The organism is Type-E symbiont of Plautia stali, assembly GCF_059731115.1.
Genome location: NZ_AP035906.1, coordinates 51,126 through 66,749 on the forward strand (window position 1 = coordinate 51,126; position 15,624 = coordinate 66,749).

The 15,624-nt window shown below is 55.8% G+C and carries 15 protein-coding genes; 3 read left to right on the top strand and 12 right to left on the bottom strand.

Annotation, left to right across the window (positions count from 1 at the left end; genetic code table 11):
* From AC6I8L_RS00250 to AC6I8L_RS00260, 3 genes are read right to left on the bottom strand one after another with little or no spacing between them, the layout of a single operon-like run.
* Positions 1-711, bottom strand: coding sequence for a class II glutamine amidotransferase (locus AC6I8L_RS00250; protein WP_058961179.1), 711 nt, complete (start codon positions 709-711; stop codon positions 1-3).
* Complete coding sequence (locus tag AC6I8L_RS00255; RefSeq protein WP_058961177.1) at positions 699-1,976, bottom strand: ATP-grasp domain-containing protein; 1,278 nt, start codon at positions 1,974-1,976, stop codon at positions 699-701. Before AC6I8L_RS00255 ends, AC6I8L_RS00250 begins: the two co-directional genes overlap by 13 nt.
* Before the next feature lie 17 nt (positions 1,977-1,993).
* Positions 1,994-3,460, bottom strand: coding sequence for a hypothetical protein (locus tag AC6I8L_RS00260; RefSeq protein ID WP_058961175.1), 1,467 nt, complete (start codon positions 3,458-3,460; stop codon positions 1,994-1,996).
* A gap of 182 nt (positions 3,461-3,642) precedes the next feature.
* Here AC6I8L_RS00260 and AC6I8L_RS00265 point away from each other — a divergent pair, with 182 nt between their 5' ends.
* Complete coding sequence (locus tag AC6I8L_RS00265) at positions 3,643-5,094, top strand: aminotransferase-like domain-containing protein (RefSeq protein WP_058961173.1); 1,452 nt, start codon at positions 3,643-3,645, stop codon at positions 5,092-5,094.
* Positions 5,095-5,237: 143 nt separating this feature from the next.
* On the top strand, positions 5,238-5,453 hold the full coding sequence (locus AC6I8L_RS00270) for a hypothetical protein (RefSeq protein WP_058961171.1): 216 nt from the start codon (positions 5,238-5,240) through the stop codon (positions 5,451-5,453).
* A gap of 49 nt (positions 5,454-5,502) precedes the next feature.
* Here the strand turns inward: AC6I8L_RS00270 and AC6I8L_RS00275 are convergent, their stop codons facing one another.
* The 9 genes from AC6I8L_RS00275 to AC6I8L_RS00315 form a co-directional block, all read right to left on the bottom strand.
* On the bottom strand, positions 5,503-6,744 hold the full coding sequence (locus AC6I8L_RS00275; protein ID WP_058961170.1) for a valine--pyruvate transaminase: 1,242 nt from the start codon (positions 6,742-6,744) through the stop codon (positions 5,503-5,505).
* 82 nt (positions 6,745-6,826) lie between these two features.
* On the bottom strand, positions 6,827-7,801 hold the full coding sequence (ghrB, locus tag AC6I8L_RS00280) for a glyoxylate/hydroxypyruvate reductase GhrB (protein WP_058961168.1): 975 nt from the start codon (positions 7,799-7,801) through the stop codon (positions 6,827-6,829).
* 66 nt (positions 7,802-7,867) lie between these two features.
* Entirely contained in the window at positions 7,868-9,148 is a 1,281-nt protein-coding gene (locus AC6I8L_RS00285; RefSeq protein ID WP_058961166.1) for an MFS transporter, read from the bottom strand.
* A gap of 141 nt (positions 9,149-9,289) precedes the next feature.
* Positions 9,290-10,231 (bottom strand): sugar kinase, encoded by a 942-nt coding sequence (locus AC6I8L_RS00290; RefSeq protein ID WP_034829978.1) that lies wholly within the window; start codon positions 10,229-10,231, stop codon positions 9,290-9,292.
* 7 nt (positions 10,232-10,238) lie between these two features.
* Positions 10,239-10,988, bottom strand: coding sequence for a sugar phosphate isomerase/epimerase family protein (locus tag AC6I8L_RS00295; RefSeq protein WP_058961164.1), 750 nt, complete (start codon positions 10,986-10,988; stop codon positions 10,239-10,241).
* Positions 10,989-11,143: 155 nt separating this feature from the next.
* Positions 11,144-12,169 carry a LacI family DNA-binding transcriptional regulator gene (locus tag AC6I8L_RS00300; protein WP_058961163.1) on the bottom strand — a complete coding sequence of 342 codons (1,026 nt, stop codon included), beginning with the start codon at positions 12,167-12,169 and terminating at the stop codon, positions 11,144-11,146.
* Between the two features lie 58 nt (positions 12,170-12,227).
* Positions 12,228-13,232, bottom strand: coding sequence for a LacI family DNA-binding transcriptional regulator (locus AC6I8L_RS00305; RefSeq protein ID WP_058961161.1), 1,005 nt, complete (start codon positions 13,230-13,232; stop codon positions 12,228-12,230).
* 161 nt (positions 13,233-13,393) lie between these two features.
* A complete protein-coding gene (locus AC6I8L_RS00310; RefSeq protein WP_058961159.1) occupies positions 13,394-14,056 on the bottom strand; it encodes an OmpA family lipoprotein in 663 nt (220 codons plus the stop codon).
* 110 nt (positions 14,057-14,166) lie between these two features.
* Positions 14,167-14,727 carry a DNA-3-methyladenine glycosylase I gene (locus AC6I8L_RS00315; protein WP_058961157.1) on the bottom strand — a complete coding sequence of 187 codons (561 nt, stop codon included), beginning with the start codon at positions 14,725-14,727 and terminating at the stop codon, positions 14,167-14,169.
* 142 nt (positions 14,728-14,869) lie between these two features.
* Between AC6I8L_RS00315 and AC6I8L_RS00320 the strand changes: the two genes are divergently transcribed.
* Positions 14,870-15,562 carry an autotransporter domain-containing protein gene (locus AC6I8L_RS00320; protein WP_058961155.1) on the top strand — a complete coding sequence of 231 codons (693 nt, stop codon included), beginning with the start codon at positions 14,870-14,872 and terminating at the stop codon, positions 15,560-15,562.
* The last annotated feature ends 62 nt before the right edge of the window (positions 15,563-15,624 follow it).

The following is a 15,624-nucleotide window of genomic DNA, read 5'->3' on the forward strand; positions in this document are numbered from 1 at the left end:
TCACTCCCCAAGTGGAAATTCATGAAGTTCATGGTTGTTCATGCGACGCCAGTCAGACGCCGTGCCCAGTGCAGCAATAGGTTCAGAAGAGATAAAAGTGGTGCTGTTATTTTGATAATGATGCAACGTGAAATAGTCAGGATAAGGGGTGTCATCGGGATGCCACTGCCACGCCCAGGCTTTATCCCGGGTGACAAAAATCGCATTAGCCGCACTGCCACCCGGTGCCACGCGCGCCATCTTGCTGCGCAGGTAGTCACGGGTAAAATCGGCAGGCGTCACCTGATCGACGATATATTCAAGGTATTCGGCGGAGTCAAAGCGCGATTCCGCCATGCCCAGTTGCGCATAGACCGTGGGTAAAAAGCCGTTGTGCATCATGTACCACTGCGTCGCGCCGCTGGTGCGCCACAGCGGATGGGAAAACTCGATGCCGTGATTTTTGCTCAGCGTGGCGTGGCGGACATGTACCGCCAGAAAACGACTATGACGCAATGCATCAACATCAATACCAGGCAGCGCATCAGCAAAGGTGCCAGTGCCATGCAGGGTGCGAATCTTTCCCTGATCCAGCCACAAACAGCCCCAGCCATTCGGGTGCTGTTTGATCGGGCCGTCATGCGTGGCGGTTTCGCCACAGCTCATGGCGCGTGCGGCGTCCAGTACCGCTGCCGCATCAAACTGGCCGTATGCCAGAATCATTCTGCACATAGAAGATCTCTCCGGGTGGCTAAAGACGGAACGTCGAGAATCTGCTGGAACACAGCCAGCACATCGTCCCGGCTTTCTGCTGCGAGACGGAAGGTGGCGAGAATCCCGGCATGGCGGGTGAGATCAGCGTAGAGCGAAGATCGCGGCGAGACGGCCAGCGCGGGCAGATTGAGCGGTGGCAATAGTTGACCGCGCTGATGTTGGGCGATCCAGCGTTCCGCTGCGTCATATTGCAGGCGCTGACGCAGGCGCAGGCGACCAATGGCCTGGGCTTGCTTAGGGAAGTGCAGCACCGGCAAACCCCGTCCGGCTTCAATCTGAAACGCTACCTCCGCCCAGTTAATGCCGGTGACTTCCTCGACCAGATTCACCACGCCCATGCCCGATAAGCGGAAGCCCATTTCGAGGAAGTGCGGTTCACCGTTCACCATAATAAAATCGATGTGGAAGGCGCCCTGGCGATAGCCAAAGGTCTCACAGCAAAAGCTCATCAAACTGGCAAAGGCCGCAGGCAGCTGTTGTGCAGCCATCGCCACATGGCCGGATTCGTAAAAGCTGATACAGCCTTCTGCATCGATGTGGTGCTCGATCACCTTTTGACAGCAGGTCAGCGCCACCGCGTGTCCGTTATCCACCACACCTTGTAGTGAATACTCGTCGCCCGGCAGCCAGCTTTCGACAATAAAGCCGCTAAAGCCGCGCCCGCCGTAGTTCATGGTCTCCACCAGCTTGCCGATCACCGCATCGAGCTGGCTGGCCTCTTCCACCAGCCAGATCCCTAATCCGCCGCCGCCATCTACCGGTTTGATCACGCAGGGATACAGCAGTGCATCACGCGCGTCACGAATGCTCAGCGGTGAGGCAAAGAAGCGAAACTCCGGCTGTGGAAAGCGTGGCCAGGCTTTACGCAAGGCCATGCGCTGTGCGTACTTATCCGGCGGAATAAAGCAAGGTCCGGCATCCGGCCCGGCCAGCAGTTCGCGTACGCGACCGGCGCTGGCGTTGTAGGCTTCAAAGCCTGCCAGCACCACCTGAGGATGTTCCAGTAAGCCCGCGCGCAGACAGGCTTGTAACACATCCCACGGATTTTCCGGGCGATCGAGACGCACAATCAGATCGAACGGCAGCTGAATGCTTAAGCTTTGATAGTCGACAAAGTCGCCCATCTCCGCCAGCACGGTAAAATAGCCCTCACGTTTTGCCACCGCACAGTACGGATTTTGCCCGTCACGCGTGGCGCCAATCTGCAGGAAAATCTTTCTCATCGCGTCGCCTTACCGGGTTAACGCCCGGAGATCACTTCAGTGACGATGTCTTGCAAGGCACCGTTGTTGACCTGAATCACTGCTTTGTGGGGATCGAAACGCAGCACGCGTGAGAGCGCATCGCCGCGCGTGCCATCCAGCAGCGTATTGACCTGTGCACTGCGCCAGCACTGGCGCATCTGTGCAATCGTCAGGCCGGAGAGCTGCTCCAGCTGCTGTGCCAGCAGCAAATCATCGCTATCGCCGCATAGCAGTGCCCACACCGCCTGTTCATCAGGCGCCTGATCGAGCTGTTGTAGCCAGACATTGAGCTGTTGGCCTTGCGCGATAAACGGCGAATAGATCATGCACACCAGCTGGGTTTCGTTGAGGCCAAACGCCTGTTCGGCAAACTGCGCTGCACGCTGGCGAGCGCGTTCAATCGCCGCATCGTCCTGATAACGCGCCGCCATTTCCGCAATCAGTTGCGGCGGGAAATCTTTCTTCTCCATCAGGCCGAGCGCAAAGCGCACATATTCGCGAATGCCTTCGGCGTAGCTACGCTGCATCAGCGTCTCCGCTCGCAGACCGCGAATATGTGCCATTAACGTCGGGTTGCCGCAGTCCGATTCAGAGAAGCTGAACATCAGCTCATCAAAGCGGAAGTGCATGAACTCGGTGAGTAGCGACCAGTGCGCACCCGCTTCATAGGCGGTGTCCTGATAGATGTTGAAGAACAGCGGATCGCGTGCCAGCTGCCAGGTGATGCGATGGGCCGGGGTAACCTGCTCGGCGCCGTAAATGTCGGCGAAATAGCGTTCTGCCACGCCATCCAGGGTTTGCAGGAAGCCGCTAAAGCCGCGTGATTTGTCGGCAACGGGCGCATCAAACAGGCGTGAAAGATGACGAGCCCAGGCGAGGTAAGCGGTCTGCTCCTGCGGCGAATCACCGGTGATGATCACATCCACGCCGCCCTCGTAGTGCGCGGCAAGGCCAAATGAGTTCACCATGCTGAGGTTGCAGGCGTTACAGAAAGTGGAGCGCGCATCGGCACGAAAGCGATGGCCATTCATCAGCACATCGTTGCGATTCTGCTGGCGCACGCTGTCGGGCATCGGCAGATGACGTTCAAAGTGGCGGATTTGCAAGCCATCAGTCACCAGGCATTCGGTAAAGTCATCACCCGGAATGTGCAGTGCACGATATACGCGGTCGATATTTTCCATCACGCTGTCGTTCATCGCCGCATGACGATTGGTGCTGATGCGCAGCTGGAAGGTGCTGCCCTGCTGCTGCCAAATCAGCCCCTGAATGTAGCGCACATACGCCACCATGTAGCTGCTGTCTTTCCCGCCGCCATAGGCGAGTAGCACGCGATTGTTAGCGGGATTGTCGCTATCGGGTAGGGCGGCAAGTAAGCGTTGAGAACAGCGTTGAGCAGAATCGATAATCGCGGGCGTGAGATAACCTTCAATTTCTCTCATCATGGTGGACAGATTATTCATTTTTCACTTCATCCTTTGGCTAATAAAATCGCCGTTACCGTGCTGGCGGTAACGGGCAGGAAAAGGGGCCACGAAGTTGCAACGGAATGAATGTCTGAGGCTGAATTAACAGATGCAGCCTAAAGTACTTTGAATGTAATCTGATGGATACGCACAGATCAGCACGATATAGGGTGGAACAGATGGCGGATGGAACGGGTGAACAGGAGAGCCAGAGTAGTCGTTACCGTCAGATTGCAGAGCAGATAAAACAAGCCATTCACAGCGGATCGCTGCCGCCTGATAGCCGTTTACCGTCGGTGCGCACGCTGGCGACGCAGTACAGCGTCAGCATGACCACTGCGCTGAAAACATTACGCACGCTGGAGGATGAGCACTATGCCGTTGCGCGTCCTAAGTCCGGCTTTTTTGTGGCGCCCCGTCAGGTTCCCAGGGGGTTACCCGCTGCCATCCACAGCGAACAGCCGCGTGAAGTCGCCCCGCTGGATGAACAAACCGAGCTGCATCTGGCCATGCTGGGCTCCGATTGTCGTGTGCGGCTGGATCTGGCCAATGGCGATATCTCGCTCTATCCGGTCAAGAAAATTGGATTGCTGATGCGCCAGATGGGCTACAGCAAACCGGCACTGCTCGGCAACACGGTGAAGGGCACCGGCTATGCGCCGCTCAAAGCCGAGATTGCACGCCGCGCGGTGGATTATGGCTGCAATATCAGCGCTGATGACATCCTGATCACCAACGGTTGTATCGAAGCTATCTCACTGGCTTTGCGCGCCACCACCCGCCCCGGCGATATCGTGGCAGTGGAATCGCCGTGCTACTTCGTGCTGTTGCAGATGCTGCATAATCTCAATCTGCGCGTGATTGAAGTGGAAGCCGGGCCGGAAGGTTATGTTAACGTCAGCAAACTTACCGCGCTGTTTCAGCGTAAAGCGGTGCAGGCCTATCTCACCATCAACAACATCAATAATCCGCTGGGGAAAAGCATTCCCAACGAGCAGAAAGCCTATATTGCGCGTCAGGCCGATGAGAATGATGTGGTGATTATTGAGGATGATATTTTCGGTGATACGGCGTTTGGCAATCGCCGTCCGTTCCCGATGCGCGCCTTTAGCCCGAATGCCATTCTTTGCAGCGGCTTCTCGAAAACGGTGGCGCCCGGTATCCGCATTGGCTGGGTGCACAGCAGTAATTACATGCGCAAAATCGCCTCGCTGAAATACACCACCAGCATGGGCACCTCGGTGTTGTCACAGGCAGCGATTGCTGAACTGCTGCGCAGCGGCGGCTACGATGCGCATCTGCGCAAATTGCGTCGTGAGTTGAAGAATCAAATCCACCATATGCGCCAGGCGGTGTTGCGTTATTTCCCTGCGGGCACGCGTGTATCGGATCCTGAAGGCGGCTATGTGTTGTGGGTGGAAATGCCCATTCAGTCGTTAAACGTGCGCGCGCTGTTTCTTAAAGCGCGTAACGCGGGCATCGGTATCGCGCCGGGACATATCTTCGCCACCGATCACCGTTACGATCACTGTTTCCGACTGAACGCCGGTTTTGGCTGGAATGCGGAAGTGGAGGAGGCGATCAAGCAGCTGGCGCAATGGTGCCAGCTATCGCTGGTGGCGGATAAATAGAGATTATTTGGAAGTAGTTCACAAATTTAAATAAACATCGGCTGCTGTGTTTATTATTCACTACCAGTTAATGGAATCACTAATTTATTCTTGTCTGGCTTGGTTTATCATTAAATATATGAAATAGATGACAAGGATAAGTAATGAAAATTTTTGGAAAGGATATCCCTACACGTGGATTCATTATTTTCGCATTGTGGATTTGGACTTTCTTTACCCTATCGCATGAATCCTTACCCTATGTCCCGGTGAATAATCCTGGATGGGTTGGCGTAGTAGCATGGTTATTTATGCTGATCGGAGCCTATGCTTTTTATTCAAGCCTGTTCCGATTTTACGACTGGTACAATAATAAATAATGCATCAACGCCTCCCGATTAATTTCGAGAGGCGTTTTAAAAGATTGGTTTAGCCAATCTTCTCCAGCTCTTCCGCCAGAATCTGCACCGCGCGTTCAATTTTCTCCGCGTCCGGCACATAGTTCATGCGCATGCACTGATGTGTATGCGGCCATTCCTGTTCCAGACCTGGGAAGAAGAAATGACCCGGCACCATCAGCACACCACGCGCTTTGAGGCGCTGATACAACGCTTCGGTGCTGATCGGCAGATCGCGGAACCACAGCCAGAGGAAAATCGCTCCTTCGGGTTTGTGGATCAGGCAGCGATCTTCCGGCAAATAGCGGCGCAGAATGGCAATCGTCTCGCTCACCTTGGCCTGATAGAACGGCTTGATCACCTCTTCCGACAGACGCAGCAAATCGCCACGCACGATCATCTCAGTGGCAATCGCCGGACCGATGCTGCCTGGCGCTAAACTAATAATCCCATTCATGTTGCCAATCGCGCTGATCGTGCTCTCATCGGCAACGATAATGCCGCAACGTGCACCCGGCAGGCCGAGTTTCGACAGGCTCATGCACAGAATAGTATTCGGGTTCCACAACGGACGGGCTTCGCTGAAGATAATGCCGGGGAAGGGCACACCGTAGGCGTTATCGATCAAGAGAGGCACGCCATGCTGCTGTGCCAGCGCATCCAGCTGCATCAGCTCGTCATCGGTGATCACGTTGCCGGTCGGGTTGGTCGGGCGCGACACACAAATCAGGCCCACGTCCTCATTCAGCGGCAGATGGTCGAAATCGACGTGATATTTGAACTGCCCCTCTGGCAGCAGCTCAATGTTCGGCCTGGCGGAAACAAACAGATCTTCTTCCAGCCCGGCATCGGCGTAACCGAGATACTCCGGTGCCAGCGGGAACAGCACGCGTTTTTTACTGCCGTCGGCGCGACGACCCGCGAACAGGTTAAACAGATAGAAGAACGCGCTCTGGCTGCCGTTGGTCAGCGCAATATTTTGCGCGGTAATCGGCCAGCCCAGCTCGTCGCGCAGCATGTTCGCCAGCGCATCCAGCAGCAGCGTTTTGCCACGCGGACCGTCGTAATTGCACAGCGCTTCGCTCAGTTTGCCGTCCTGATGCATCTGCAGCAGCAGCTGGTTGAAGTAGTCATTAATGGCCGGGATCTGCGCCGGGTTGCCGCCGCCAAGCATAATGGTGCCGGGCGTGCGCAGGCCTTCACCCATGTCTTCCATCAGACGTGAGATGCCGGAATGTTGAGTAAATTTGTCGCCGAACTGAGAAAAGGACATAGGAAGTTAAAACATTGTAATCGGGAATGGGCAACCACCATAGCGCCCGCCACGGGCAGGCGCAATGGCTAAAGCAGCAAGCTTAGGCCTGGATTTGCGGGTTAACGCAGTTTTTCTCGACTTTGCCGCTTAGCGCAGCAATCAGATTGTCCACCGCATCACGTGCCATGCCGTAACGCGTTTCATGGGTGGCTGAACCGATGTGCGGCAGCGCTACCACGTTTGGCAGCTTGAGGATCTCCGCATCAGCGGGCACCGGCTCCACTTCAAACACATCCAGACCGGCTGCGTGAATCGTGCCGTCCTTCAATGCCGCGGTCAGCGCCTGCTCATCGACCACCGGGCCACGACCTGCGTTAATCAGGATCGCGCTGGGTTTCATCATCTTGAGCTGTGCAGCGCCAATCATATGATGTGTCTGCTCAGTCAATGGCAGGCTGATACAGACAAAATCACTCTCTTTCAGCAGCGTTTCAAGGTCACAAGCACGCGCACCGAAGCGGGTTTCCGCCTCTTCATGCTGACGGCGTGCATTATAGAGAATATTCATGCCAAAGCCGAAGTGCGCACGCTGCGCCAGCGCCAGGCCGATACGGCCCATGCCAAGAATCCCCAGGGTTTTGTGATGCACGTCGATGCCGAAATGTTCTGGTCCGATGCTTTTCTTCCATTCACCGGCCTTAACCCATTGATCCAACTCGGTGACGCGACGGGCGGTGCTCAGCACCAGCGCCATCATGGTATCGGCCACGGTTTCGGTCAAAACGGTTGGCGTGTGCATCAGCAGTACATTGCGCTGATTTAAGGCTTCGACATCAAAGTTGTCGTAACCCACAGACACGGTAGAACAAGCGCGCAGTGCGGGCATCTTCGCCAGCAGATCGCCATTTACCTTACCACCAGAACCCAGCAAACCCTGTGCTTCCGCAAACTGTGCGGCATGCTGTTGCACGGTTTCGGGGGAGACGTCATGCACTTCGGTGACGGTAAAATGGGCATCCAGTTTAGCGCGCAGATCGTCTGGCAGGCTCTTATAAAGAATCACAGCAGGTTTCATCATTTGCTCCCTGTAGAACGTGTGACGGGCGACCTGAGCCGCCCGGAAAAGTCATTTCTTACGCTTTCAGGCGTGCTTCGCCCCATGAATCGGTGCTGTCTTGTTCTCCGCGGGCTTGACGATTAACGTCAGCCACACCGAGACCAGCAGCGCGGCACCCATAAAGATATAAGAGGCAGCAGGACTGCCGGTTGCGCCATTAAGATAGCCTACAATCCACGATCCGATGAAGGAACCGAGTGCGCCCATGCTGTTAATCAGCGCCATGGCACCGCCAGCAACGTTGCGTGGCAGCATCTCAGTAATCAGGGCAAAGAACGGGCCGTAAGGGGCATACATCGCGCCACCGGCAATTACCAGCAGCGCATACGACAGCCAGAAGTGGCTGGAACCGACCAGATAGGAGCCAAGGAACGCCAGTGCCCCAATCAGCAGCAGCGGCCAGACAAACAGCTTACGGTTTTGCTTTTTGTCAGACGCCCATGACACCACGACCATCGCAATGGTCGCCACCAGATAAGGCACTGCTGAAAGCCAACCCGCCTCGACCATACCCATCTGTGTGCCGTTACGCAGAATCGAAGGCAGCCACAGTACGAAACCGTACACGCCAATGCTCCAGGCAAAATATTGCATGCACAGAATGATCACATTGCGATTTCGGAAGGCTTCGCCATAGTTACGCACCGCTTTGATGCCTTCCTGCTCTTTCTGCAACTGCGCCTGCAGCGCTGATTTCTCTTCATCGCTCATCCATTTGGCTTGTGCTGGCTTGTCCTGCACCAGGAACCACCAGGCCACGGCCCAGATCACCGCCGGGATGCCTTCGAAGATAAACATTTCACGCCAGCCGAAAGCATTAATCAGATAGCCGGACACCACCGACATCCACAGCACCGTGACCGGATTGCCGAGGATCAGGAAAGTATTGGCGCGCGAACGTTCCGACTTAGTGAACCAGTTACTGATGTAAATCAGCATCGCCGGCATCACCGCCGCTTCCACCACGCCGAGCACGAAACGAATCGCTGCCAGCATCGGAATGTTGCTTACCACGCCGGTTAATGAGGCACAGCCGCCCCACAGAATCAGGCACCAGAAAATCAGCTTCTTCACGCTGCGGCGTTCGGCATACACCGCGCCGGGGATCTGGAAGAAGAAATAGCCAAGGAAGAACAGGGCACCCAACAGCGATGACATGCCTTTGGTGATGCCGAGATCGTCATTAATCCCTGCGGCAGAGGCGAAGCTAAAGTTCGCCCGGTCCAGATACGCCAGACTGTAGGTGATAAACACGATGGGCATGATAAACCACCAGCGTTTTGGCGCGATTGTCTGCGTTTTCATGGGTGACTCCTCTGTTTTGAGGCGGGCACATTCAATGGATGCGCCTCGAAATAATCGGGTTGTGTAGAGACAGACTGTTTCACCTGGTACGCGTTAATGCGTACCCGACCTGCAGGGTTGCCAATTAAGGCAACCGCTTGATTAAAAATCGCCCAGTGCCGCGCGCGTCGGCAGGCCTTCACTGTCGCCGGCGACCTGAATCGCCAGCGAACCAATCTTGTTACCGCGCAGAATCGCCTGTGGCAGCGATTTGCCTTCCAGCAGTGCGCTGATCAAGCCCACGGCAAAACCATCGCCCGCGCCTACGGTATCCACCACGTTATCGACGAGAATCGGTGCGACATTGCCCTTTTCACCATCGGCGGTTTTATACCAGGCGCCGTCGCAGCCGGTTTTGATCACCACAGCCCGTACACCTTTATCCAGATAGAAATCGGCGATGGCTTCAGGCTGACGATAGCCGGTCAGAATGAACCCTTCTTTCTCACCCGGCAGCACCCAGTCTGCATACTCTGCCAGCAGATTCAGCTGCTTACGCATTTCCTCCTCGCTGCGCCATAACACCGGGCGCAAATTCGGATCGAAGGAGATGGTTTTGCCGCGCGAACGCATCTCTTTGGCCGCATGTTTGGTCAACTCAAGCGAGCTGTCGGAGATCGCCGCCGCCACACCGCTCAGGTGCAGGTGACGCGCGCCACCAAAATAATCCGCATTAAAATCGTCAGGTGACAGATGGCTGGCGGCGGAGCCGGCGCGGAAATATTCCACTTCAGGATCGGAACCGTCATCGACGCGCGACTTGAGCTGAAAACCGGTGCGATAGCGGGTATCGGTGGTCACACAGTGATGATCGACCTTCTCTTTTGCCAGTTGTTGCAGCGTGAAGCGGCCGAAACTGTCATCGCCGACGCGGCTGACCCAACCGACCTGTAAACCGAGGCGCGCCAGGCCGATGGCCACATTCAGTTCGGCACCGGCAATACGTTTGACGAAGCCTTCTGCGGCGGCGAGATCCCCGCTTTGCTGAGCGATAAACATCGCCATCGCTTCGCCAATCGTGACCACATCCAGTTGCTTCATCATCGACTCCTTACAGCGCACGCAGCAATTCAACGTAATGGCGTGTCACGGCCAGCAGATCTTCGCCTTCGAGTGGGAACTCGATGCCGCGCGGCGCATCAGCAGGCAGTGCGTTAAGCAATGTGCGCCAGCTGCCGTCGGTTTCGTCCAGCGCTACCGCACGGAAGCTCTCGCCATGTGGCATCGAGGCTTTCACGTGAATGTAGCTGACGTAACGGCTGAGTTGCGCCGCTGCCTGCAAGGCGTCTTCGCCGGTCCACTGCCAGTTGCCCATGTCGAAGGTCATATCCAGCGGCAGGGCGGCATCGCAGGCACGATGGAAGAAGGTCTGCATCGGGGCCAGTTTGCTGTCTGGCGTTTGATCGTTTTCCACCACCACGGTTACTGGCGATGCTGCCAGTACCTCAACCAGCGCAGCGTCGGAGAGATCGACAAAATGGCCGAGGGCGATTTTCAAACGCTTAGCGCCAATCTGTTCGGCTTCAAGCAGGAACTGCCCCAGACGAGGGTTGAGCGAGCCATCTTCCAGCCACAACGCTTCCGGCACCGAGTAGCTGGCACTCAGCTGCTGTTGAGCAATTGCCTCGTTGAGCGAGTGCAGTCTCAGCAGATCGTCCTCGCTGAATAGCTCACGACGGATTTCTACGCCATCCGCGCCAGCGGCTTTGATCAGTGGCAGCAGGGCGGTTTGACCACCTAACTCAGCGACTTTGTGCGTGCCGTAGGCGGCGGTGACCACAATGATTTCCGGATGTGCCATGTTGTCTCTCCATTGAACTCGGAAGGATGCGGTCTGAGCCGCCCATTGTTTTAAATCGATGTCTTAAAAAAAACCTAAATGGAACCGGTTCCAAATGAAAGGAAGAGAGTGTGGAATTATGATCCTGCTCACGAAGTGAGCCAGAGAAAAGGGGATTAGCGCAGCGGCTGGCTGGAGCCGCGCACAATGAGCTCACCGGGGAAAACCTGCTCATTGATCGGCTGCTCATTACCGTCAATGCGTGAGATCACCTGTTCCAGCGCCGCATAGCCAATTTGCCAGGTGGGCTGTTTCAGGGTGGTGATACCCACGCCCGCCAGTGCGGCCCACTCCAGCTCATCAAAACCGAGCAGTCCGATGGTTTCACCCCAGCGCTGTTCGAGCCGCTGCAAGGCGCGCGCCACCTGTAAGGTCAGGGCACCGTTGGCGGCCATCACCGCGCAGCGTTTGTCACTGTGGCGTTGCTGGAATGTCCGCAGCACCTGCTCCAGCTGTTCAGGCTGATGCAGGGGGACTTCGGCGTTTTCCGCCATCACGCCGGCGTGGGCTTTGCTGGTGTCATAGAATGCGCCAAGGCGTTCACGGCGGGTGTTGACGCTACCTAAGGGTTCGCTGAGGAACAGCAGGGCATCGTAACCGTTGTCCAGCAGATGCTGGGTGGCAATTTGCGCGGCTTCGGGGTTATTCAGGCCAACCACATCACAGGCGAAGTCAGGGATTTTGCGGTCGATCAGCACCATCGGCAGCATCGACTGCTGCAGGCGCTTCAGTACCTCTTCGTGCATCCCGACCGCGTTCACCACGATGCCCTCAACCTGATAACTGCTCAGCAGTTGCAGATAATACTGCTCGCGATCGACTTCGTTGTTGGTGTTACACATCAGCAGCGTAAAACCCTGCGCGCGGCAGGCCGCTTCGATACCGCTCAGCACATCCACGGAATAGGGATTGGTAATATCCGCGATAATCAGGCCAATCAGCCGCGTGCGGCCACGCTTCAGGCCGCGTGCCATCTGGCTGGGACGATAATCGAGGTCGGCAATCGCCTGTTCAATACGGGCTTTGAGATCGGGCGAGAGCAGATTCACTTCGCCATTGAGATAGCGGGAAACGCTGGTTTTACCGGTTTTTGCCGTGCGGGCAACGTCACTGATTGTGGCTCGTGGCGGCCTGGTCTTCATCGCGTACACCTGAATAATAAAATCAGGCGAAGACTATCACAGCGCGGCGCGCACGCAATCATTGTGCATCAGAAGTGAGGCGCAACATCGGTTGCCACAGCGTCTGGAGCTCCTCAGGCGGTGCACCTTCCAGCAGTTGCAGCACCATTTCGGCCACGCGTTCGCCGATGCGCTGCTGCGACAGTTGCAGAATCGCGTTCACCGGATGATCGATAATGGAGTCATGCGGCAAGCCATCATAGACATAAAGTGGGATCGCCCGCGCGCCGCTTAAACGGTCGGCCTGCTGCAACGCGATGGCCGCGCCTTCACCCAGCGGCGCACAATCCGTGATGATGGCTTGAGGCGCGATATCCTGCGCCAGCCAGCGCTGTGTTTGCTGGTAACCGGCACGACGTGTTACCGGCAGCGCGGCCAGCATCGTTGGCGCGATAGGTGGTTGATGCTGTGTGAGGGCATCGATAAAGCCGTGGCGACGATCGAGGATATACGTGCAGGGCTCGTTGCCGCCAAGATAGGCAAGCCTTGTCAGCCCTTGTTGCAGGCAGTGTTCAGCGGCCAGCAAGGTGCCTGCATGATTATCGTAATCAAACCAGGCATAAGGTTGCGGCAGCTGGCTGCGGCCCAGCGTGAGAAAGCGATAGCCTTTCTGCTGCAAACGCTGCAGACGGATATCATGCGGTTGGGTATGGGTGAGAATCAACGCATCCAGCGCGCCACTGCGCAGCAAGCGCATCAGCGTGCGGTGCTTATCATGCGGTTTATCCGGCAGGATCATCAGATCAATGTCATGCTGAGCAAGGCGTTGATCCAGCGTCAACAGCATTTCACTGTAATAGCTGTCATTCAAAGAGGCGGTGCTGACCGGGAAAACCAGCCCGACGGCATTGGCGCGCCCGGTCTTCAGACGGCGCGCGGCATCATTCGGACGATAGCCGCGGGAAGTGGCTTCTTCTTCAATACGTTTACGCGTGGCGGCCGCAACATCGTCATAGCCATTTAGCGCACGACTCACGGTGGTAACAGAGAGGCCGAGGGCAGCGGCAATGGCTTTGAGCGACATGATGACGTTTTCCACTGATCAAATTTTGATCACGCTAGCATAAAGTATTTCACGGCTCTATTGGTTGACGATTATAGAGCGTTATCTGATACAAAAAGCGTCAATTGCGGTGTAAAAACGTGCGGAAAAGCCGATCTGCAGAAACAGATCGGCGAGCGGGATTAACCCAGTGGACTCAGCGTGATCTCGACGCGGCGGTTTTGTGCTTTACCCGCTTCGGTGCTGTTGCTGGCCACCGGATTATCCGGGCCCATGCCCTGCGTGCGCAGACGGTTCTGGGCTACGCCTTGCAGTATCAGGCCGCTGGCCACACTCTCCGCACGCTGTTGCGACAGGCGCATATTCAGCGCGCGCGTACCGGTGCTGTCGGTGAAGCCCACCACATTGACGGCGGTTTTAGGATACTCTTTCAGCACCATCGCGACACCTGTTAAGGTGTTAGCACCTGCGGGTTTCAGGTTGCTGCTGTTAGAGTCAAAGGTGACATTATTCGGCATATTCAGCACGATGTTATCGCCCTGACGCGTCACGCTGACGCCAGTACCGCGCATTTTGTCGCGCAGCTTCGCTTCCTGCACATCCATGTAATACCCGACGCCACCGCCCAGCGCAGCACCGGATGCGGCGCCAATCAGCGCGCCTTTGCCGCGATCTTTCTTGGATGATGACAACACGCCAACGCCCGCACCCAGCACGGCGCCTAAGCCCGCGCCGATACCGGATTTCCCGGCCTGAGATTCGCCGGTATAAGGATTGGTGGTACAACCTGACAGCACAATGCTGCCGCTGAGTAACAAGGCCAGCGTCAAACTACGCTTTTTCATTGAAAATCCCTCACAAAGTCACACGGGGAAAATGCCCCAAAACGGCACTATTATGCCGTTCAATAATGGGGAAATGCGTGAGGGTCAGTCTTAAAGTGTAAAGTTTTGCGTTAAAGATTATCGGGATGGCAGAAGCAGCTGGTTTGATGATCGTTAATCAGCCCACACGCCTGTAAAAATGAATGGCAGGTTGTGGGACCGACGAATTTAAAACCACGCTTCTTTAACGCTTTAGAGAGCGCAATCGCAGGCTCGGAGGTGGTGGGTGCCAGCTTGTAATCGGCGAAACGGTGCAAAATCGGCTGATTATCGACGAATGACCAGATAAAGCGTGAAAAGTCTTCGCCTTCCGCTTCCAGCGCCAGCATGGCTTTGGCGTTATTGATGATCGCCTCCAGCTTGCCGCGATGACGAATTAATCCGCTTTCTTGCAGCAAGCGCAGCATGTCTGCCTCATCCATCAACGCCACGGCCTGAGGATCAAATTCGTGGAACGCGCGACGATAGTTCTCACGTTTCTTGAGCACGGTGATCCACGACAAACCCGCCTGTTGTCCCTCAAGGCAGATCATTTCAAATAAGGCCCGCTTATCAGTTTGCGGCACACCCCACTCATTATCGTGGTACGCCAGATAGAGTGGATCCTGTGTTACCCAGCCACAACGTTGCATATTACTCTCCCTAAGCATGAGGAAAATACAGTTAATCCCTTGACGTATTACAGAATCGATTAATAGTTAATCAATGGGTGCCGATAATCAATAAACCTGAATCTTAACGCCCGTTTCCTTTCTGGCTCGTCAGGAGTCTTTCATGTTGCAGAAAAGTGAGTGGACAGGCCAGCACAATCTCATGCTGGCTTTTGGCAGTGTGTGGCTGTTATTTGCGGCGCTGCCGGCTTACGCCTGGGATGAATCGGGCGCGGATTATGTGCCGGATTACAATGCGATACTTGCTGAAAAGATTTCCAGTAATCACCTGATGTTGACAGAAGATCGTGACATCAGCCTGATGGATGCCGCGCTTAATTCACCGGATGAGAGCGCGATGGTGCTGCACAGTGAAAAAGCCAGCGTGGGAAATGCCCCCTTTGCTAACCGCTATTCGGCAGGCTGGCAGATGCCGATGAGTGCGACGCTGCGCACCGGTCCGGTGGCGCAATTCGCGGTGGATGATTCGCGAGTGAGTTGCCCGAAGTGTGAATTTGTCGATGGCAATCACGCCGGACATATTGCCTCACTGGGCTGGCGCGTAGATTCCACCCTTGACTGGATTTCACCCTGGGCACAGGTTAGCTACAGCCATCAATTGAGTGATGAAAATATGTCATCGCTGCGCGATCGCCCCGAGGAGATCGGCCATGAAAGCAACTGGGTGGATGTCAGCGTGGGGGCCAATGTGCCGTTTGGGCAAAATATGGCGGCTTTCGCCTCCTTCTCGCAAACCGGGGCGGTGGTCAGCGGTGAGCAGTTTATTTACAGCCTTGGCGTCAGTGCCAGCTTCTAAATCCTGCGCGATCCATCGCGTTAAAACAGGTACACTGACCACTTAGCGCTAAACCTATCGGC